The 18,641-nt window shown below is 58.6% G+C and carries 16 protein-coding genes and 5 pseudogenes; 13 read left to right on the plus strand and 8 right to left on the minus strand.

Annotated features, from left to right (window positions below):
- Nucleotides 1-197: hypothetical protein (locus tag BUB54_RS21295; RefSeq protein WP_217652548.1), on the minus strand; the 197-nt coding region annotated here is incomplete at its 3' end.
- A 908-nt stretch (nt 198-1,105) separates the two neighbouring features.
- On the opposite strand from BUB54_RS21295, the pseudogene BUB54_RS22235 reads away from it, so the two are divergent.
- Nucleotides 1,106-1,497, plus strand: a pseudogene (locus BUB54_RS22235) (transposase).
- A pseudogene (locus BUB54_RS22240) lies at nt 1,413-1,709 on the plus strand (transposase); the annotation flags it as partial. The pseudogenes BUB54_RS22235 and BUB54_RS22240, both read left to right, overlap by 85 nt.
- A 122-nt stretch (nt 1,710-1,831) precedes the next feature.
- On the opposite strand, the gene BUB54_RS18000 reads toward BUB54_RS22240, so the two are convergent.
- Both BUB54_RS18000 and BUB54_RS18005 read right to left on the minus strand, forming a co-directional pair.
- Complete coding sequence (locus tag BUB54_RS18000; RefSeq protein ID WP_048880040.1) at nt 1,832-2,650, minus strand: shikimate 5-dehydrogenase; 819 nt, start codon at nt 2,648-2,650, stop codon at nt 1,832-1,834.
- A 2-nt stretch (nt 2,651-2,652) separates the two neighbouring features.
- Nucleotides 2,653-3,660, minus strand: coding sequence for a LacI family DNA-binding transcriptional regulator (locus BUB54_RS18005; protein ID WP_048880041.1), 1,008 nt, complete (start codon nt 3,658-3,660; stop codon nt 2,653-2,655).
- 181 nt (nt 3,661-3,841) lie between these two features.
- Here BUB54_RS18005 and ptsP point away from each other — a divergent pair, with 181 nt between their 5' ends.
- The 3 genes from ptsP to BUB54_RS18020 are packed head-to-tail and all read left to right on the plus strand — an operon-like array spanning nt 3,842 to nt 8,996.
- Nucleotides 3,842-6,349 carry a phosphoenolpyruvate--protein phosphotransferase gene (gene ptsP / locus BUB54_RS18010; RefSeq protein ID WP_048880042.1) on the plus strand — a complete coding sequence of 836 codons (2,508 nt, stop codon included), beginning with the start codon at nt 3,842-3,844 and terminating at the stop codon, nt 6,347-6,349.
- Nucleotides 6,346-7,320, plus strand: coding sequence for a 1-phosphofructokinase (gene pfkB / locus BUB54_RS18015; RefSeq protein WP_048880043.1), 975 nt, complete (start codon nt 6,346-6,348; stop codon nt 7,318-7,320). Before ptsP ends, pfkB begins: the two co-directional genes overlap by 4 nt.
- Nucleotides 7,317-8,996 carry a fructose-specific PTS transporter subunit EIIC gene (locus BUB54_RS18020; RefSeq protein ID WP_048880044.1) on the plus strand — a complete coding sequence of 560 codons (1,680 nt, stop codon included), beginning with the start codon at nt 7,317-7,319 and terminating at the stop codon, nt 8,994-8,996. Before pfkB ends, BUB54_RS18020 begins: the two co-directional genes overlap by 4 nt.
- 67 nt (nt 8,997-9,063) lie before the next feature.
- Here the strand turns inward: BUB54_RS18020 and BUB54_RS18025 are convergent, their stop codons facing one another.
- Together BUB54_RS18025 and BUB54_RS18030 are read right to left on the minus strand one after the other, a co-directional pair.
- Entirely contained in the window at nt 9,064-9,438 is a 375-nt protein-coding gene (locus BUB54_RS18025; RefSeq protein WP_048880045.1) for a group II truncated hemoglobin, read from the minus strand.
- Between the two features lie 33 nt (nt 9,439-9,471).
- Nucleotides 9,472-9,798, minus strand: coding sequence for an ArsR/SmtB family transcription factor (locus tag BUB54_RS18030; RefSeq protein WP_048880046.1), 327 nt, complete (start codon nt 9,796-9,798; stop codon nt 9,472-9,474).
- Nucleotides 9,799-9,888: 90 nt separating this feature from the next.
- On the opposite strand from BUB54_RS18030, the gene trxC reads away from it, so the two are divergent.
- The 6 genes from trxC to BUB54_RS18060 all read left to right on the plus strand — a co-directional run bounded on the left by trxC (nt 9,889) and on the right by BUB54_RS18060 (nt 14,513).
- A complete protein-coding gene (trxC, locus tag BUB54_RS18035) occupies nt 9,889-10,326 on the plus strand; it encodes a thioredoxin TrxC (RefSeq protein WP_048880047.1) in 438 nt (145 codons plus the stop codon).
- Between the two features lie 9 nt (nt 10,327-10,335).
- Nucleotides 10,336-10,539: a YgaP family membrane protein gene (locus BUB54_RS18040; protein WP_048880048.1), complete on the plus strand. Its 204-nt coding sequence runs from the start codon at nt 10,336-10,338 to the stop codon at nt 10,537-10,539.
- A gap of 9 nt (nt 10,540-10,548) precedes the next feature.
- A complete protein-coding gene (locus tag BUB54_RS18045) occupies nt 10,549-11,196 on the plus strand; it encodes an SAM-dependent methyltransferase (RefSeq protein ID WP_048880049.1) in 648 nt (215 codons plus the stop codon).
- 112 nt (nt 11,197-11,308) lie between these two features.
- Complete coding sequence (gene hcp, locus BUB54_RS18050) at nt 11,309-12,964, plus strand: hydroxylamine reductase (protein WP_048880050.1); 1,656 nt, start codon at nt 11,309-11,311, stop codon at nt 12,962-12,964.
- Between the two features lie 48 nt (nt 12,965-13,012).
- Nucleotides 13,013-14,026: an FAD-binding oxidoreductase gene (locus tag BUB54_RS18055; RefSeq protein WP_048880051.1), complete on the plus strand. Its 1,014-nt coding sequence runs from the start codon at nt 13,013-13,015 to the stop codon at nt 14,024-14,026.
- A gap of 31 nt (nt 14,027-14,057) precedes the next feature.
- A complete protein-coding gene (locus BUB54_RS18060) occupies nt 14,058-14,513 on the plus strand; it encodes an Rrf2 family transcriptional regulator (protein ID WP_048880052.1) in 456 nt (151 codons plus the stop codon).
- 76 nt (nt 14,514-14,589) lie between these two features.
- Here the strand turns inward: BUB54_RS18060 and BUB54_RS18065 are convergent.
- From BUB54_RS18065 to BUB54_RS20070, 3 pseudogenes are all read right to left on the minus strand, one after another.
- A pseudogene (locus tag BUB54_RS18065) lies at nt 14,590-15,177 on the minus strand (transposase); the annotation flags it as partial.
- 581 nt (nt 15,178-15,758) lie between these two features.
- Nucleotides 15,759-15,851 (minus strand): annotated as a pseudogene (locus BUB54_RS18070) (transposase); the annotation flags it as partial.
- Nucleotides 15,852-16,122: 271 nt separating this feature from the next.
- Nucleotides 16,123-17,223, minus strand: a pseudogene (locus BUB54_RS20070) (IS256 family transposase); the annotation flags it as partial.
- 393 nt (nt 17,224-17,616) lie between these two features.
- Between BUB54_RS20070 and BUB54_RS18090 the strand changes: the two are divergent.
- Together BUB54_RS18090 and BUB54_RS18095 are read left to right on the plus strand one after the other, a co-directional pair.
- Nucleotides 17,617-18,219, plus strand: coding sequence for an FAD-dependent oxidoreductase (locus tag BUB54_RS18090; RefSeq protein WP_048880616.1), 603 nt, complete (start codon nt 17,617-17,619; stop codon nt 18,217-18,219).
- Between the two features lie 46 nt (nt 18,220-18,265).
- A partial coding sequence (locus BUB54_RS18095) for an IS607 family transposase (RefSeq protein WP_139284987.1) occupies nt 18,266-18,641 on the plus strand: 376 nt, incomplete at its 3' end.

Raw genomic sequence — 18,641 nt, forward strand, 5'->3', positions numbered from 1 at the left:
CGGCCTAACGCCCGCATCTCAGTAGCGGCTTCTAGCTTTGGTTCTGATAGCGCCGGCGCGGCCTCAATGGCTAATGTGAAATAGCGTAGCGCGTCTTCGCGGTTGCCTGATTGTCGTGCCCGCTTTCCCGCACCAATGGCGTCAGAAATTACTTCTGGTGCAACCTTTGCTTGATAAATATTTTGAGACGCAGTCATGGGCTTGTTTAATTTTATTTCAAATATCCGTTGATAGTATCAAAATCTGGCAAAACGTCCCAAAATATAAATATTTTTTAAAAAATTAAACATAATCGACCGGCTTGGTGAGTGTCTATGAATGAAGCGTTCTCGCTATGATTGTTGCCTGCTTAGGTGGAGAAGAAGGTTGAGTTTTGCGCCAATCATTTTGGTTCTCGTAAAAAATTATACGGAGAGAAAAAAAGATAGGAATTTTGGATTTTTATATGAGATAAAATCATTGGATGTACAATGTATTCTTTTGTGTTTTCGCTTGGCCGATTATAAACTTAATGTGATGAATTTTTGTCCTGGCGGTTGTAGTGTTTGATAGATTGCCGGTTGCTGCCGTTAGGCCCGTGCCCCGTAACAGCGGATTTTGTGTTGGCAATCGCGTGTCATGATTCTGTTTTTCGATGAGCAAAGCTTCTCTTCCGCTGAAGGCAGAGAGGTCTGGTTTCTTCTGCATTTGATTGAAGATTCCGTAAGTTCTGTGTGCCGAAACCGTGGTTTTCCTGAGAGGAGCGCCGGCGTATGAGCATCGACAGGGAACTTTTGGATCATCTGATGGCTGGTCATTCGCCAGGTGATTTGTTTGTCAAGGGCGCCTTTTTTGCGGAGCAGGCAAGGTGCTGGCGGAAAGGGGCGTTGAGCACGGGGGTGGATCGATGACGTGTGCACCGGGAAGGCGCTTGAGGAGGGAAACTAGCCGCCCAATCGGAGGAACGACAGCAGTCAGAAAACTATGGCCGTGGACAGAGGCTAGGTTGTACTGGACGTTCCCCGGGATTAGAAAGGCACGTTTGACCCCGTGTTAATCGCCAAGTATCACCGCCGCAACGCCCTGGAGCGTAACGCTCGGCGAGATATGGGGGCATATTGGGGAAATCTATCGCGTTGGGACATCTCCGAGGTTCATTTCCGTAATTACGGATGCGAAGATGGAGGAGATTGCCGCTTGGCAGAGCAGCCAACTGGAGCCGTGCTATTCGATTGTCTTCATGGAGGCGACCCGGCGCAGCGATGGGGCAATCTCAAACAAGGAAGTCTTCGTAGCGCTCGCAGTTCTGCCGGCGGCAGGCGGGATGTGCTGGGGCTGTGGTTTCAGGCGAATGAGGGGGCGCAGTTTTGGGCCAAGGTCCTGAGCGATTTACGCAACCGGGGTGTCCAGGACATCCTGACCGCCGTCGTCGATGGATTGAAAGGTTTCCGAGTTGGCGCCAAGCCTGGAATGAGGTCATCCCGTTCCTCGACTATCCGCCGGAGGTGCGCAGGCTGAATTATATCACGAATTCGATTGAGGCGCTGAACGCGAAGATCCGCCGCGCTGTCCGAATTCGCGGCCACTTCCCAAATGACGAGGCAGCAGCGAAATTGATCTACCTGGCCTTGAATGCTACATCCACCGAGTGGAAGCGCTCGGTGCGCGAATGGCATGCTGTCAGAAGTCAGCTTGCAGTCATGTTCGAAGATCACTTCCCAAGGACCTAACAAAACGCGTCAGGCACAAAATTCCAAATAGTCTTCGGGCATTCCTGAGATGTGGAAGCCAACCGTCTGTTTGCCGCTGTGCTGTTTTGAGGCGCGTAAGCCAGGGAGGTTGTATTCAGCTCTTACACGCACCTGGCAAATCGCGCTGCGTCTTCTACCAAACCTGGTTCTGGCCGCACCCCAGTATAAAGCACAAATTGCTCCAGCGCCTGTAAAACCGCTACATCTACGCCCGAAATCACACGTTTCCCTGCCTCTCGCGCGGTATGCAGCAAGGGGGTATCAGGAGGTAACGCTACCACATCAAACACAATTTCCGCGGCTTTAATGCTCTCGGTGGGAAAAGCCAGCCTATCCGCATCTGCCCCGGCCATGCCTAGCGGTGTGGCGTTAATGATCAGCGGCGCGTAAAGGCCCTCAGGGGCATGGTCCCAAGCAAAGCCATATGTCCTGGCGAGAGCGCGGCCTTTCGCCTCATTCCGGGCTATAACAGTACCTTGCTTATGCCCCCGATCGCGCAAGACGGCGGCCACGGCCTTGGCCATGCCACCCGCGCCATGCAGCAGAAATGGTGTTGCCGGTGAAATTTCTGCCTCGTCTAGCAATGTGGCGATGGCGCTGTAATCGGTATTATAGCCGGTCAGCGTCCCGCTCTCATTCACAATGGTATTCACGCTGTCGATCGCCGCTGCCGAAGGTGCCAGCCCGTCCAGCAGCGCAATCACCTCCTCTTTGAACGGCATGGAGATGGCGCAGCCGCGTATGCCGAGCGCTCGGATCCCCCCGATCGCGGCCGGAAGATCTGTTGTTGTGAAGGCTTTATAGATAAAATCCAGCCCCAAACCTTCATAAAGCCGGTTGTGGAAGCGGGAGCCGAAGTTGCCCGGTCGCGCGGCGAGGGACATGCAAAGCTGGGTCTTGGGGCCGATGGGGGGCTTCATAATCAGGCAGCTCCTGCCGTGCTGGTTTGTTGGGTTTGGGTTGAGCCGCGTATCACGCAGCGTCCGCCAAGCACCACCTTGCGGCGCGGGGCATCCGGGTCTTCCAGCCGCTCGAGAAGCAACTGCATCGCGGTGCGGCCAATCGCGTTCACCGGCTGTTCTATCACCGTGAGGCCGGGGCCTGCCAGTTCCGTCCAGCTTTCATTGTCAAATCCTGCCACCGCCAAATCGCGCGGCATGGATTTACCCGCGGCCCGCATTGCTCGAACCACCCCCATCAGGAACAGCCCGTTCGAGGCGATGACGGCTTCTGGCGCTGAGCCACTATTGAACCAGCTTGCGGCTTCTTTTTCAGCCGCTTCGATGGAAGGGGCAAGAAAACGCGCCTGTGGCGTGAGGCCGAAACGACGCATTGCCTCTTCATATCCCGTGCGTCGCTCCACGCCGGTTGTTGAGGCGTTACCGAACAGCCCGGCAATGCGCCGGTAGCCTTGGCTGTGTAGATGTTCCACGAGCATCGCGGCGGCGGCGAAATTATCCAGTACCACTGCATCCTGCCCGCTTACTGCGTCGGCACGGTCAATCAGCACGATGGGGAAGTTGAAGCTCTGCCGGGTCAGCTTGCCAACCGTGGCGCGGGTAGGGGCATAGATAACGCCGGTAACGCGCTCCTCCTCCATTAGCTTCAGATACATCTCCTCCTTGTCGGGGTTTTCATCCGTGTTGCACAGAATAACCCGTAAGCCGGCTTTGTAGGCTTCATCTTCCACTGCCCGGGAAACGGCGGTGAAGAATGGGTTGGAAATATCGGCCACGATCAGCCCAATGGTCTGTGAATCCCGCGAACGCAGCCGCCGGGCTGAAAGATTAGGGCGGTAGCCGGTCGCTTTTACCGCCGCTTCCACCTTGGCGCGCAGTTCAGCACTCACCGGCCCGCCCGCCAGCGCGCGCGACACCGTGGCAGGCGAAACCTGCGCCATGGCTGCAACGTCTTTGATGCTAACGGTCATGTTTCCTCCGGCTCTGCCGCAATGGCATGCAATCGTTCTCACACTAAACAGCGCCGGATGGAAGAAAAAAGCAAGAGATACGCAGGATAGTGCGTTGCAGAAATTTCGCGCTGCTGAATAATGCTTGACAAAGAGGCTGAAAACGATTTCAACAACTGGCTATAAGCCAGAGGAAATGCCCATGCTGATGACACCACCAGACAATCTGTTGGGCCGGGAGTTTGTCCGGCTGAACGCGTCCCCTGCGAGCAAGGAGGCCGCCATTGCGGAAGCCTGCCAGCTTCTTGTGGCGGCGGGCTGCGTGGCGCCGGAATTCGTGGAATCCATGCTGCGCCGCGAAGCTGTGGCCAATACTTTCCTGGGCCATGGTGTGGCCATCCCGCATGGCATGGGGGAAGATAAGGGGCTCATCCGCCGGGATGGGATCGCCGTTCTGCAAATCCCCGAAGGTGTCGAGTGGAATCCTGGGCAGGTGGCACATCTGGTGGTCGCGATCGCCGCCCAGGGTGATGCACATATTACCATTCTGCGCCGATTGACCCGCCTGATTCAGGATGACGCCAAGCTTCAGGCTCTTTTCACCACGAATGATGCCGATGAAGTTGTGCACCGTCTAGCCAGCGACGCACCTCGCGTCGCGCCTGCGGCTGCAAACGATTTCAACCAGTCCTTCAGCTGGGTTGTGGAATACCCCACCGGCCTTCACGCTCGCCCGGCCAGCGCCTGGGTGGATGTGGTGCGTGCCAATGGCGTGCCCGTACGCGTGCGCCACAATCAGGAGGTGGCGGATGCGCGTAACCTCGTGGCGCTGCTTCAGCTCGGTCTGCGCAAAGGCGATGAAATCACTGTTTCAGCAGAAGGTGAGGGGGCTGAGACGGCTTTGGCCGCCTTGCGGGCCAAGATTACCGGCCTCACCGCGCAAGAGGTGGCGGATGCCGCCCGCGCCGCTGCCAAACAAGCTGCTGCCCCGGTTCGCGGCTGGACGCCGCCCGGCAACCCGCTGACCATTTCCGGCATTGCCGCCAGCCCGGGCTTGGCAATTGGCAAGCTGCATGTGCTTGGGAGCGAGATTTTGGAGATCCCAGATCAGCCGGTGGCGCTCTCCGAAGGTGGTAATCTGCTGCATGAGGCGCTCACCAACACCCGTCAGCAGCTTGCAGCCTTGGCGGATGATACGGCCCGGCGTCTCGGCGCGCAGGATGCGCAAATCTTTAAGGCGCAGGTCGAACTGTTGAATGATTCTGACCTGATCACGCTGAGCTGCCAGTTGATGGTTGAAGGCCATGGTCCCGCCTGGGCCTGGAACGAGGCGGTGAACCGCATGGCCGCACGTCTCTCAGCACTTGGGAATCCGGTTCTTGCCGCACGCGCGGCGGATCTACGGGATGTCGGGCGCCGGGTGCTGTCGTGGTTGGACCCGTCCATCGCCGCTGGCTCACTCTCCGGCCTTCCAGAAGATCCCTGTATTCTGGTGGCGCAGGACCTTTCACCTTCCGACACAGCGGGGCTGGACACGCACCGTGTGCTGGCGCTGGCGATGATCCAGGGTGGTCCCACTTCACACAGTGCCATTCTGGCCCGCACTCTGGGACTGCCCGCGATTGTTGCAGGTGGGGAGACGCTGGCCCAGGAGGCGATCTCAGGTCAACTCGCTATTGCTGATGGCCAGACCGGCCGTCTCTACCTGAATCCCTCGCCAGAGGATGTCGCCTCGGCGGAAGCCTGGGCGGCGGACTTGCGGGCCACCCGCGAGAAGGAAGAGGCCGAACGTGCTCGTCCGGCCACCACCACAGACGGTGTGCATATCGAGGTCGCCGCTAATGTGAACCGGCCGGACCAAGTGCCTGTCGCGCTGTCTGAGGGGGCAGAGGGGGTTGGGCTGATGCGCACGGAATTCCTGTTTCTGGAAACCGGCGCAACGCCCAGCGAAGATGAGCAGCACGCGATTTATCGAGGCATGATCGATGCCTTGGGTGACCGTCCGCTTATTATCCGCGCGTTGGATATTGGCGGAGATAAGCAGGTCGCGCACCTGCATCTGCCGCGGGAGGAAAACCCGTTCCTGGGTGTGCGGGGGGCTAGGCTTTTGTTGCGCCGGCAGGATCTACTGATTCCTCAATTACGCGCCATCTACCGCGCGGCGGCGGAAGGCGGAAACGTCTCCATCATGTTCCCGATGGTCACCTCTGTGGGCGAGATTATCAGGTTGCGGGAAATCTGCGAGGAGGTGCGCGCGGCGGTGAGTGGGCCTGTGTTGCCTATCGGCATTATGATCGAAGTTCCTGCCGCCGCCATCCAGGCGGATAGCTTGGCCGCGCATTGTGACTTCTTCTCCATCGGCACCAACGATCTCACGCAATATACGCTTGCGATCGACCGGCAGAACCCGGAGCTTGCGGCTGAAGCAGACAGCCTGCACCCCGCTGTACTGCGACTGATTGCCCAGACCGTGAAGGGCGCCAAGGCGCATGGGCGCTGGGTGGGCGTGTGTGGCGGTATCGCGGGTGATGCGCTGGGAGCGGCCTTGCTGGCTGGGCTGGGTGTGAGCGAGCTTTCCATGACCCCGCGCGATATTCCCGCCGTGAAAGCCAAATTGCGTGGCGTGGCTTTCTCAGCCCTGGCTTCGCTGGCGGAAAAGGCTTTGGATGCCGCCACCGCTGCTGAGGTGCGGGCGCTGGACTTGCCATGAGCGCGGCCATTCTCACCGTTACCCTGAACCCGGCGCTGGATCAGACGATTCTGCTGGACCATCTTGTGCCGGGCGAAGTGCATCGCGCCAGGGGGGCGGCTTTGCATGCGGGTGGCAAAGGGGTGAATGTCGCTTCCTGCCTCGCGGATTGGAGCGGCAATGCGCTCACCGCGAGTGGCATTCTGGGTGCGGACAATCAAGCGGCCTTTACGGCCTTGTTTGCTGCTAAGGGAATTGCCGATGGTTTCCTGCGTGTCCCCGGTGAGACACGCACCAACATCAAGCTCAGCCATGACGGTGACACCACGGACATTAACCTGCCTGGTCTCACTGTACCGGCTGAGATGCAAAACACTCTGGCTGACAGGGTGGAGGAGCTGTGCGTACCGGGAGGGTTGGCGTTGCTGGCTGGCAGCCTGCCTGCTGACATTGAGCCAGCATTTTACGCCACGCTTCTGAGCCGGCTGGCCGCACGTGGCGTACGCGTGCTGCTTGATACATCCGGCGCGCCGCTAAAAGCCGGGCTGAGCGGCGCAGTGCTGCCGTTTGCCATCAAGCCTAACCGGGCGGAGCTTGAGGAGTTCGTTGGCCATGAGCTTGCGGATGACGACGCCCTGCTTGAAGCCGCGCATGAGTTGAACGCGCGTGGTGTGGAACTGGTGGTGGTGTCGCTCGGCGCGGAAGGGGCTTTGTTTGTGACGGCAAAACAGGCGCTGCGTGCGTCTCTGCCGCCGTTGCGCGCGTTGAGCACCGTGGGTGCCGGGGATGCGATGATGGCGGGTATTCTGGCCGGTCTGCGCGAGGGGGCGGCACTGGACCGTATTGCCCGTCTCGGCACCGCTTTTGCTGCCGGAAAATTATTGCGGCCGGGTGCCAACCTGCCGCCGCGTCAGGACGTCGAAACCCTGGCGGATCAGGTTCAACTGCAAAACCTAGAGATAAAGGTAAAGGCTGGAGGGATGGAAATATGACAGAAATCATCGCGTCGGTCGCCGCGGGCGGTGCCGTCGTGCAGGGGGTACTGGCCGCCGAAGCGTTGCGTAAGGAGGCCAAGGCTCAAGGCAAGAGCATTGAGGTAGAGGTCCACACTGCCGAGGGAGTGCTGAACAAGCTCACCCCCGCGCAGATGCAAGGCGCTAACCTCGCGTTGCTGGTGGGTGAGGGGGCCGTATTGCCTGAGGGCCCTGCCGCACGCCGGAATGCGAGCATTGAGCAGGTTCTGGCCGACCCCGCCGCAGTCCTTACTGGGGAAAAGCCGGCAGCGAAAAAAATTGTCGCCATCACCTCCTGTCCCACCGGCATTGCCCATACATTTATGGCCGCCGAGGGGTTGCAGCAGGCGGCGGCCGCGCTGGGACACGAGATCAGGGTGGAGACGCAAGGCTCCGTCGGTGCGCAGACGCCTCTAACGCCTGAGGAAATTGAGGCGGCGGACCTCGTGCTTATCGCCGCCGACCGACAGGTGGAACTATCCCGCTTCACGGGTAAGCAACTGTTCTTGTCTGGAACCAAGCCCGCGATCAATGATGGGCAGAATCTCATCAAGCGCGCTTTCGCGGAGGCGAGCCTGCATGGCAGTGCCACGGGGCCTGCAACGAGGCAAAAAGCCAAGCAGATTAAAACTGGCCCGTATAAGCATCTGATGACCGGCGTATCTTATATGATCCCGTTCGTCACGGCGGGTGGGCTGTTGATTGCGTTGGCCTTTGCATTCGGCGGCATTTACGCCACGGAGCCTAGCCACGCACACACTTTCGCGGGCGCGTTGTTCGAGATCGGGGCCAAATCCGCCTTTACCTTGTTCGTGCCGATTTTAGGCGGGTTTATCGCCTGGTCCATTGCTGACAGGCCGGGTCTGGCGCCGGGTATGATCGGCGGCTTGCTGGCTTCTCTGACCGGCGCGGGCTTTTTGGGGTCGATCGCGGCTGGCTTCCTGGCCGGGTATTTCACTTCCTGGTTCAACGGCATTCTCAAATTGCCGCGCTCGCTGGAGGGCCTGAAGCCTGTGTTGATTCTGCCGCTGGTCAGCACATTGGTGACTGGGTTGGCGATGGTCTATGTGATCGGTACGCCCATTGCCGACATTATGACCTTCATGACCCATGTGCTGAAATCCATGCAGGGCTCTTCCGCCATTGTGCTGGGGCTGTTGCTGGGGGCGATGATGGCGTTCGACATGGGCGGCCCGGTCAACAAGGCGGCATATGCGTTCGCGGTTGGGCTGCTCTCCGCGCAGATCTACACGCCGATGGCAGCCGTGATGGCTGCTGGCATGACACCGCCGCTGGGTGTGGCGCTGGCGACCTTTTTGTTTCCTGGCCGCTTTACGGAGGAAGAGCGTGAAGCCGGTGTTTCCACGGCGGCGCTTGGCTTCTCCTTTATTACAGAAGGTGCCATTCCCTTTGCTGCCCGTGACCCGTTCCGTGTTATTCCCGCGAATATGGCGGGCTCGGCCTTGGCGGGGGCAATCTCCATGGCTGCGGGCGTGGAACTGAAGGTTCCGCACGGCGGGATCTTTGTGCTGCCGATCCCCAACGCGGTGACACATCTTGGCATTTACGCTTTTGCCATTGTAGCGGGCAGCGTACTGACCGCGCTGGTTCTGGGCGTTGTGAAGCAGAAATCCACCACGCTAGCGGCGGCATAAGACTGGTGTCCTGACCGGGTAAAATGGCCGGACGGCGGGTCGCACCGCCGTCCGGTTTTTTTGTGTCTCAGCTCTGATTGATCATGTGCCGACCCAGCGCTTCTACCTGCGGCAGCAATGCTTCGCCCAATTTATGATCGCGCATTACCTCACCCCACGCCTGACGGAAGCAAAGCAGCCACCCATCGGCTTCCGCCGTACCAATTTTGGCGGGGAAGTGACGGCGGCGCAGCATCGGCGGGCCGTATTTCTCAGTGAATAAAGGCGGGCCGCCCAGCCAGCCGGAGAGAAACTCAAACAGCTTTTCCTCGCTGCGGGTCAGATCCTTCGGGTGGATATCCCGGCAGGCTTTGGCCTCTGGCAATTCGTCCATGAGCGCATAAAAACGCTGCGTGAATTCCCGCAGCACGGGCGCGCCGCCCAGAGCTTCGTAAGGTGTCATGCGTATACTCTTATATTTATAAATCAGCGCTGATTACGGCGTTGCGCCGCATAACGTGCTCGGCATGCAAAACAGCTCGAACAAAGTTTGCAGAACACGCTGCGCCGGAAGGCTGGCGACGGCATAATACATGGTCTGGGCATCACGTCGCGCGGTCACCAGCCCTTCCCGCCGTAACAGGGCCAGATGTTGAGAGACGGTTGAACTCCGCAAATCTAAAAACCCCGCTAGATCGCCAACGGAGCGTTCCCCTTCCAGCAACTGGCAAAGGATCATCAAACGATGCGGGTTGGAGAGCGACTTCAGCAAATCGCTCGCCTGACCTGCGGCTGTCTGCATGGTTTTGGCATCAACTTTCATTATTGCGAATATACGAAAAATCGAATACAAAAGCAATATCGTCTTTCGAAACGGTTTTTGGTGGAAGGACGAAATGAGAGGAAGGAAAATATGAGCGGCATCACGCTGGTTTGCCCTGATTGCGCGGCGCTCAACCGTGTGCCGGAGGAAAGGCTGGCTGACGCTCCGCGCTGTGGCGCTTGTCACAAGCCGCTGTTTTCCGCTCAGCCCTTGGCGGTGGATGAAGTGCGTTTAGCCAAACACGTCACGCATGATGGCATCCCGGTTCTGGTTGATGTGTGGGCGAATTGGTGCGGCCCTTGCCGCACGATGGCGCCGCAATTCGCCCAGGCCGCCACGTTACTAGAACCGCGTGTGCGTTTGTTGAAGTTGGATGCCGACGCCGCGCCGCAAACCATGTCGCGCTATGGTATCCGGTCAATTCCCTCTTTGCTGCTGTTTTCCAGCGGCAGGCTGGTGGCGCAACAGGCCGGGGCCATGGCGGCCGGGCAAATCGCGCAATGGGTCAACCAATCTTTGTCCCGATAGGAGATGACGATGACGATTGATAAAGCTGTATTGTCTTTCGCGGGGGTAATGGTGCTGGTGAGCGTCGTTTTGACGCTGCTATTCTCGCAATGGTGGTTAATACTGACCGCTTTGGTGGGGCTGAATCTGCTGCAGACAGGCTTCACGGGCTTCTGCCCGGCGGCCATGCTGTTGAAAAAGTTGGGCGTGAAGCCTGGCGTGGCGTTCGAGTAAGGAACGAGTATGCCAGAGCTAAGCCGCGGGCAGTTTTGGGAGCAGCGTTTCGCCGCGACTGACACTTATATATTTGGCGAGACGCCGAATGCGTTTTTGGTGTCACAGGCGAAGCGGATCAAGCCCGGTGACCGGGTTCTGGCGGTGGCGGATGGTGAGGGGCGCAATGGTGTGTTCCTCGCGGGGTTGGGGGCGCAGGTGCATGCCATCGAGCTTTCCGCCGCCGCGATTGCCAAGGCCAAACGCCTCGCCGCGTCGCGGGGGCTGTCACTGAATTGGGAACAGGTGGATGTAACAGACTGGACCTGGCCTGAAGCAGCTTACGATGTGGTGGCGGCGATTTTTGTGCAATTCATCACGCCGGATGAACGGCAGGCTTTTTTCACGCACCTCAAGCGCGCTTTAAAGCCTGGCGGGGTGTTGTTGATGCAAGGCTACCGGCCGGAACAACGTGCCTATAAAACCGGTGGCCCACCAGAGATCGACCAGCTTTATACGGAGGCGCAACTGCGTGATGCGTTCAGCGATATGGAAATTGTGGAACTGCGCGCTCACGACAGTGTGATCGAGGAAGGGGGCGGGCATTCCGGCATGTCTGCGTTGATTGATCTGGTTGCCGTCCGGCCTACCAGGGATGAGTTAACGCAAGAATTTTGAATCTTTGATCTGGATCATAGGTTGGCTTGTCCAAAAAGGTTCATAAGAAATGCACCTTATATGCCCCGCACGGGCGCATGTCAGGGCGGGACCAATTCAGGGGACAAGCCATATGTTTTGTTTTCAGTGTGAGCAGACAGCGCATGTAAACGGCCAAGCCGGGTGTGCCAGCACCAAGGGCGTATGCGGTAAGGATGAAACCACCGCCGATTTGCAGGATTTGCTGATCTACCAGCTTAAAGGCATCGGTCAGTTGAGCGAGCGCCTACGCGCGTTAGGCAAGCCAGACCAAGCAGCGGACAGCTTTACTCTTTATGCGTTGTTCACCACGCTCACCAACGTCAATTTCAACCGTGCGGTATTCACTGGGTTAATCGCTGAGGCTGCTCGTATTCGTGACCGGCTGCGTGATGCTCTGGCCGCCGCCGGGGGCGATGTGTCCGGTTTGAGCGCGGCCGTTAGCTTCCAGCCTGCCACGGATCTGCCGGGGCTGCTGGCCCAGGCAAATATTGCTTCTGTCCGCGCCGGGTTGGATCTGGTGGGCGAAGATGTGATCGGGCTGAGGGCGCTGATCCTGTACGGGCTGAAAGGTGTCGCGGCTTACGCTCACCACGCCGAGGTTTTGGGTGAGGCGCGCGATGAGATTTACGCAGGCGTTGCTCACGCACTGGCGTTCTTGGCCACGGACCCGGATGATATCAATGCGTTGTTGGCAGAGGCCCTGGCGCTTGGGCGGCTGAACTTTACTGTGATGGAAGTGTTGGACGCTGCCAATACCGGCCGCTTTGGTGCGCCTGTGCCTACTCAGGTGCTGACCACGCCGGTTGCGGGTAAGGCTATTCTGGTCTCCGGGCATGACCTACGCGACCTGCACAATATTCTAGAGGCCACCAAAGATAAGGGCATCAACGTCTATACCCATGGTGAGATGCTGCCCGCCCATGGTTATCCCAAGCTGCATGCTTACCCGCATCTGGTGGGTAATTACGGCACGGCCTGGCAGAATCAGCAGCAGGAATTTGCGGCCTTCCCCGGGCCGATCGTCATGACCTCCAACTGCTTGATCGAGCCGCAGCCTGCTTATCGCAACCGTATCTTCACCGCCGGGCCAGTGGGTTGGCCGGGTATCCGTCATATCCAGAATGACGATTATGCGCAGGTGATTCAGGCGGCCCAGGCTATGCCGGGCTTTGCCGAAGCCGCACCCGCCAAGACCATCCAGGTCGGCTTCGCGCGTGAGACGGTTCTGGGTGCCGCGGAAACGGTGATCAATGCTGTGAAGAGTGGCGACATCCGGCATTTCTTCTTGATCGGAGGGTGTGACGGTGCTGCGCCGGGGCGCAATTACTATACAGACTTCGCGGACCACGCCCCCAAGGATACGATGCTGCTGACGCTGGGTTGCGGTAAATATCGTTTCAACATGCATGACCATGGTGAGGTAGCTGGTCTGCCGCGCTTGCTGGATGTCGGTCAGTGCAATGATACCTATTCTGCCATCCAGATTGCCACGGCGCTGGCCAATGCCTTTGGGTGTGGGGTGAACGACTTGCCGCTGACGTTGGTTGTTTCCTGGTTCGAGCAGAAGGCTGCCGCCGTGCTGCTGACACTCCTGGCGCTGGGGGTGCGCAATGTACGCCTCGGGCCAAGCCTGCCGGCCTTCCTGACACCGACCTTGCTGAATGTACTGGTGGAGAAATTCGGCGTGCAGCCGATTACCACGGCAGAGGCGGATATTCAGGCGGCCCTGACCCGGCAGGCCGCGTAAACTCCTCACCGCCTCCGGCCCGAAAAGCCGGGGGCAAGGAAGACTGATATGAACGTGACGTTGATCACTAATGATGCGGTGCGGCTGGATGTTGCATGCGCCGAAGGCCAGAACATCATGGCGGCGGCTGAGGCGGCGGGGCTTTACCCGCCCGCTATGTGTCATGAGGGCAGTTGCGGTCTTTGCGCCGCGCATGTGCTGGAAGGCAGCTATGAAATGGGGCCGCATAATCCGCAGGCGATTCCCACCGGGCCAGGAGGCGTGCTGCTCTGTCGCTGCCAGCCGCAGGGCGATGTGACGGTGGCGCTGCCTTACGCGGACGCCCAAATTTCCCGCCAGCAGATCCCAGAACGGGAGGCGGTTATCACCGGGCTGAAAGAGGTTGCGGCGGGCACCGTGGCGTTGAGCCTATTATTAAAGTCTGATCCGGTTATGGGGCAGGGGGCGGAGTTTGTCCCGGGGCAATATATGGAGCTTTCGGTTCCGTCGCTGGGCGTGAAGCGCGCATACTCCCTGGCAAATTTGCCCAATTGGGAGGGGCACCTAGAGTTTTTGATCAGGCTGGTACCCGGCGGTGCTTTCACAGGCTGGCTGTCGGCCAGAGCCAAGGTGGGGGACGAGTTGATGGTGCGTGGTCCGCTGGGCAGCTTTGTTCTGGATGAAGCTAGCCCGCGTCCACGTGTTCTGGTGGCGGGTGGGTGCGGCATGGCGCCAATTTTATCCATGCTGCGTCATATGGGTGAGTTTCAGGACAGCACGCCGGTGCATCTGATTTATGCCGCGAACCGGGAGCAGGAGTTACTGCCGGATTCTGAACTTGAGACCTTGCGGGCCGCTTTGCCGCAACTTGGGGTCACGCTGGCAGTATGGCACCCGCAGCCGGGTTGGTTCGGCTTTACCGGTACGGCGGCGGACGCGTTGGAGGCTTACTTGATAGGGACGGCGTTGGTACCGGATATTTACGTTTGCGGCCCGCCCCGGATGCTGGAGAGCATAGAGGCCGTGGCGCTGGACAAAGCTGTACCGGAAACGCAACTCTATGCCGAGCGTTTACCGCATTGATGCACGGGAGGGTGCTTGGTAGGCAGAGATTATGCACCTTACCCGTTTCACCGATTATGGCCTTCGGACATTGATTTATCTGGCGCTGGCGCCGGAGAAACTGGCCATGATCGCGGAGATCTCGCAGGCTTACCAGATTTCTGAAAACCACATGACTAAGGTCGTGCATCGGCTGGGGCAGGCGGGGTTGATCGATACCATCCGCGGGCGAAATGGCGGGATACGTCTGGCGCGTGCCGCTGACCAGATTGGGATCGGTGACGTGGTCCGTGCGTTGGAGCCGGAAATGGCGCTGGCCGAGTGCCAAGGGGCAGGAAGCTGCGCGATTCGTGGTGCTTGCCGTCTTGAATCCATATTGGATGAGGCTCTGGCGGCCATGCTCGCGGTGCTGGATCGTTATACATTGGCGGATGTCGCCAGCCCCCAGCATGCGGCCTTACGACGGCGGCTGGGGTATGAGAGCTTGCTTCCGCCTGCCGGAGGTTAATACACTTTCCGCTCTCGGGAACCTACGCACACCGGCCCATAGGTGATTAAATCGTCCGCCGTGAAGAACGCTGAATTCAGGTTGGTTTGTGTTTGGTAAGTGCGTGGCAGCAGGCCCGTAGAAGTGCGATCCATGCGAGGAGCCGGCTGAAATTGTATCCTACGGCGGCAAGGATGGCGTTCATTGCGTCGCCTGTGCGTCCCTTGAGGTGGTTTCGGTCCATTCTGTGCTCAGCTTTGAGATGGCCGATGACGGGCTCGATGGCTGAGCGGCGGTGTAGCTCACGTTTGATTTGATCTGTGACGCCGCGCTTCTGGCCGGAGATGAACACGCTCAAGCCCTGTTCCTTGGGCGCGTTTTGGCTGCGATAGCCGGCATCGGCAATGCGGCGCAGGTTGACGCCGATCTGGCGGGTGATCTCCGGCACCACGCGCGCCAGGGTGTGGTCGTCATATGGATTGCCGGGCATGGCGGCGACATGGGGAAGCTGACCAAGGTTCCGTGAAGCGTAGCTTGATGGAAAGTCAGCGGAGGGGACGAATTGCCTGCGACTGAGACCTTGACGCCGAATTCGTAGGACTTGTGGGCTTTGCCCTTGCCGATGCATTCGACCTCCGGGGGCGTGCAGGCTGTAAACTTTCGGCCCGCGCTGCTTGGCGCGCTGGGCATGGACCTGCTCGCCCAGAAACCGCCAGTCGATCGTCCGCGCCAGCTTCGCCAGCGCATGGCTCACGTCGATGATCTGATCCAGACGGGCGCGAAGCAGATCATGCTGACCATTATCCTGCGCTTCACTCGGTCGCATAGCCGCCCTCAAAACCGTTACAGAAGCACAGAATCACAACCCTACGCGCCGTAGCAAATTGCCAGAAACGCGAACCAAAACATGCAATTTACGGCAAAACGAAACGCGCAAATGGCTAAATTTATCTATTCAAATCAATGAGATCGTCATTCTTCACGGCGGACTAATTATTTATCACTTGCACTCCCGCCTATAATTACGGGGCTATGGCCAAGACAGTTACAGGCCGGACGACTTCGTTTATGCTGCCTTTCAGTCCTTCATTTTGCTACCCTGGAGCGCAAATATTTCGCCAGACAAATATGACTGCCGGATTTCCGCCGTTTTTTTGATTTTGGCCCCCCATTAAGTGCATACTCCTCAACACGGACAATACATTTGATTAACGCAGAATCTTAAATTGATTAACGCAGAATCTTAAATTGACTAACTCAGAATTTTAAGTCCATTACAGCCTCGTCGTTGGGGAAGATGCCAACGACATCGGCACGGCGCTTGATCTCGCCATTGAGGCGCTCGAGCGGGTTGGTCGTCATCGACAATGCAGAATTCTCTGAACCGACACTCGTCATCTGTCCCTCCTCTCAAAAAATGAGGGGGGTCAGTTCTACGATTCGTCAGGGGGTCAATTTCTCACTTCGCCCGACAATGCCGGATTTCCGCCGTTTTTTTGATTTTGGCCCCCCATTAAGTGCATACTCCTCAACACGGACAATACATTTGATTAACGCAGAATCTTAAATTGATTAACGCAGAATCTTAAATCGACTAACTCAGAATTTTAAATTGATTAACCCAGAATTTTAAGTCCATTACAGCCTCGTCGTTGGGGAAGATGCCAACGACATCGGCGCGGCGCTTGATCTCGCCATTGAGGCGCTCGAGCGGGTGGAGTGGATTTTTGCCCTGTGCTGGGCGGGGAAGTCCATGTAGGCGAGGACGTCGGCTTCGGCCTCGTCGAGCAGGGCGGCGAGTTTTGGCACGCGTGGAAGCATTTGGTCGGCGACATTGCGCCACTGCTTATGGGCGTTGGCGGTACCGACCCAGGCGGAGACCACGCGCTTCTGGGTTTTGCCGGCATAGGCCAGCGCATTGCGCATGAAGTGGACGCGGCAGCGTTGCCAGGTGGCGCTGAAGATTTTGCAAATCGCCGCCTTCAGCCCTTCATGCGCATCGGAGATGATCAGCTTGACGCCGCGCAGGCAGCGCCCGGCCAGACTGCGCAGGAATTCCACCCAGAACGGCTCGGCTTCGCTGTGGCCGGTGGTCATGCCGAGCACTTCGCGCTTGCCGTCGGTGTTCACGCCCACGGCGACGATGACCGCAGTGGAAACAATGCGGTGGTCGCGGCGGACCTTGATGTAGGTGGCGTCCAGTCAGATGTGGGGCCAGTCCCCTTCGATCGGGCGGGTGAGGAAGGCATTCACGCGCGCTTCGATCCGCCGCACAGGCGCGAGACCTGGCTTTTGCTGACGCCCTCCAGCCCCATGGCCTTGACCAGATCATCGACCGAGCGCGTTGAAATACCTTGGATATAGGCTTCCTGGATGACGGCAGTCAGCGCCTTCTCGGCCATGCGCCGCGGCTCCAGAAAGGCCGGAAAGTAGCTGACGCGGCGCAGTTTGGGCGGAACTGGCCAAGGTTCCGCCGGTGCGTAGCGCCGGTGGAAGCCAGCGGAGGGATGCGCAGCTCGACCGTGCCGGCACGGGTCTCCCGGTCGCGCTCACGATAGCCATTGCGCTGGTTGCGACGGTTAGGCGCACGTTCGCCGGGGGCGGCGTTGCAGAGCGTCTCGGTCTCCAGCGCCATCAGCCGTTCGGCGGCAAAACCAATTATCTCGCGCAGACAACTGGCATCGGAGGACTTCTCGAGAAGCGTGGAAAGCGCAATCTCGTCGTCGGTCATCGGGATGGTTCCTTGGGTTCGCGTTGAGGTTCGCAAACCAATGCTACCCCAAAACCGCCCCGGTGACCGCCGATCGGCCCGCCTCCGCCAGACACTCGGCGGTCGCTACGGCAGGCCGATTACCGGCCTCCTACACCACCAACAGGGCACGATCGAAAATAAGGGTTGTATTTTACGGTTCTCAGTCTGAAACCCCAAAGAATTGCTAGTCCGCCGTGAAGAACGCTGAATTCAGGTTGGTTTGCCGTAACGCTCAAAGCCAACTCCGGCAAAGCTCGACTGACGCATGCAAACACCCCCGCAAAAAGCAGCGTTTAGGAAATGCCGTCGTTGCCCTTCAAGACAACTTATTCAGAGATGCCCTAAGAAAGCGAACGAGGAGGCAGAGGTTTCATGCAGGATGTGTGCATCATTGGCGGCGGTATTGTTGGGCTGGCAACGGCGAATGCTTTGCTCACCAAACGCCCCGGCATCAGCATCACGGTGCTAGAGCAAGAGCAGCAGCCGGGCCTGCACCAAACCGGACATAATAGTGGCGTCATCCATTCCGGTATTTATTACGCCCCAGGAAGCCTGAAAGCTCGGCTATGCCGAGAAGGGGCAGCGGCGACCGAGGCATTCTGCGCTGAGAATGATATCCCCGTTGAAGTTTGCGGCAAGCATCTCGTGGCAACCAATGCCCTTGAAGCAAGCCGCATGGAAGCGCTCGCGCAACGCGCGGATGAGAACAATATCGCCTATGAGCGGATTGATGCGACCGAACTGCGCAGCCGTGAACCGGCGATCGCAGGTGTCGGCGCTTTGTTTATCCCATCCACCGGCATTGTCGATTATCAGCTCATTTGTCAGGTTTTGGCGCGGAAGATCACCCAGTCCGGCGGGCAAGTCGTCTATGGCGCGCGCGTGGACAGAATCGAGGAGACAGCCAGCCAGATCGTCGTTCATGCAGCCGGGCAGGCTTATCAAGCGCGGTGGTTGGTGGCCTGTGCGGGTTAGAACAGTTCGATTGCAACCTATCTAAATCTATGAGAATTTCTCCATAATGGAGAGATTTGTAGGCATAGGTGAGGCTGCGGAAGTGCTCGGGGTGTCGATCACGACACTGCGCCGCTGGGAAGCCGAAGGCAAGCTGGTCGCGGAACACACACCGGGCGGCCATCGCCGCTACGATCTTGCGAAGCTGCGCCCTGACCAATTCCGGGCCGAGCAGGACGCCCGCCGCAAGACGATAGCCTACGCCCGCGTATCCAGCCACGACCAGAAAGACGATCTGGAACGCCAGAAGCAAGTGCTCGAGCTCTACTGCGCCCGGCAAGGTTGGACCTTCGAGGTGGTGGCGGATCTTGGGTCCGGCATGAACTACAACAAGAAGGGCTTGAAGAGACTTCTATCCGCCATCATCGACGGCTCGGTCGGGC

It is taken from the genome of Acidocella aminolytica 101 = DSM 11237 (assembly GCF_900129125.1).
Classification (GTDB): domain Bacteria; phylum Pseudomonadota; class Alphaproteobacteria; order Acetobacterales; family Acetobacteraceae; genus Acidocella; species Acidocella aminolytica.

Bases quoted from the DNA above. Each gene is read 5' to 3' on its own strand.
- BUB54_RS18005 (WP_048880041.1), bottom strand. From the start codon at position 3,660: ATGACCGTTAGCATCAAAGACGTTGCAGCCATGGCGCAGGTTTCGCCT.
- trxC (WP_048880047.1), top strand. From the start codon at position 9,889: ATGAGCGGCATCACGCTGGTTTGCCCTGATTGCGCGGCGCTCAACCGT.
- ptsP (WP_048880042.1), top strand. From the start codon at position 3,842: ATGCTGATGACACCACCAGACAATCTGTTGGGCCGGGAGTTTGTCCGG.
- BUB54_RS18090 (WP_048880616.1), top strand. From the start codon at position 17,617: ATGCAGGATGTGTGCATCATTGGCGGCGGTATTGTTGGGCTGGCAACG.
- pfkB (WP_048880043.1), top strand. From the start codon at position 6,346: ATGAGCGCGGCCATTCTCACCGTTACCCTGAACCCGGCGCTGGATCAG.
- hcp (WP_048880050.1), top strand. From the start codon at position 11,309: ATGTTTTGTTTTCAGTGTGAGCAGACAGCGCATGTAAACGGCCAAGCC.
- BUB54_RS18025 (WP_048880045.1), bottom strand. From the start codon at position 9,438: ATGACACCTTACGAAGCTCTGGGCGGCGCGCCCGTGCTGCGGGAATTC.
- BUB54_RS18000 (WP_048880040.1), bottom strand. From the start codon at position 2,650: ATGAAGCCCCCCATCGGCCCCAAGACCCAGCTTTGCATGTCCCTCGCC.
- BUB54_RS18060 (WP_048880052.1), top strand. From the start codon at position 14,058: ATGCACCTTACCCGTTTCACCGATTATGGCCTTCGGACATTGATTTAT.
- BUB54_RS18030 (WP_048880046.1), bottom strand. From the start codon at position 9,798: ATGAAAGTTGATGCCAAAACCATGCAGACAGCCGCAGGTCAGGCGAGC.
- BUB54_RS18055 (WP_048880051.1), top strand. From the start codon at position 13,013: ATGAACGTGACGTTGATCACTAATGATGCGGTGCGGCTGGATGTTGCA.
- BUB54_RS18040 (WP_048880048.1), top strand. From the start codon at position 10,336: ATGACGATTGATAAAGCTGTATTGTCTTTCGCGGGGGTAATGGTGCTG.
- BUB54_RS18045 (WP_048880049.1), top strand. From the start codon at position 10,549: ATGCCAGAGCTAAGCCGCGGGCAGTTTTGGGAGCAGCGTTTCGCCGCG.
- BUB54_RS18020 (WP_048880044.1), top strand. From the start codon at position 7,317: ATGACAGAAATCATCGCGTCGGTCGCCGCGGGCGGTGCCGTCGTGCAG.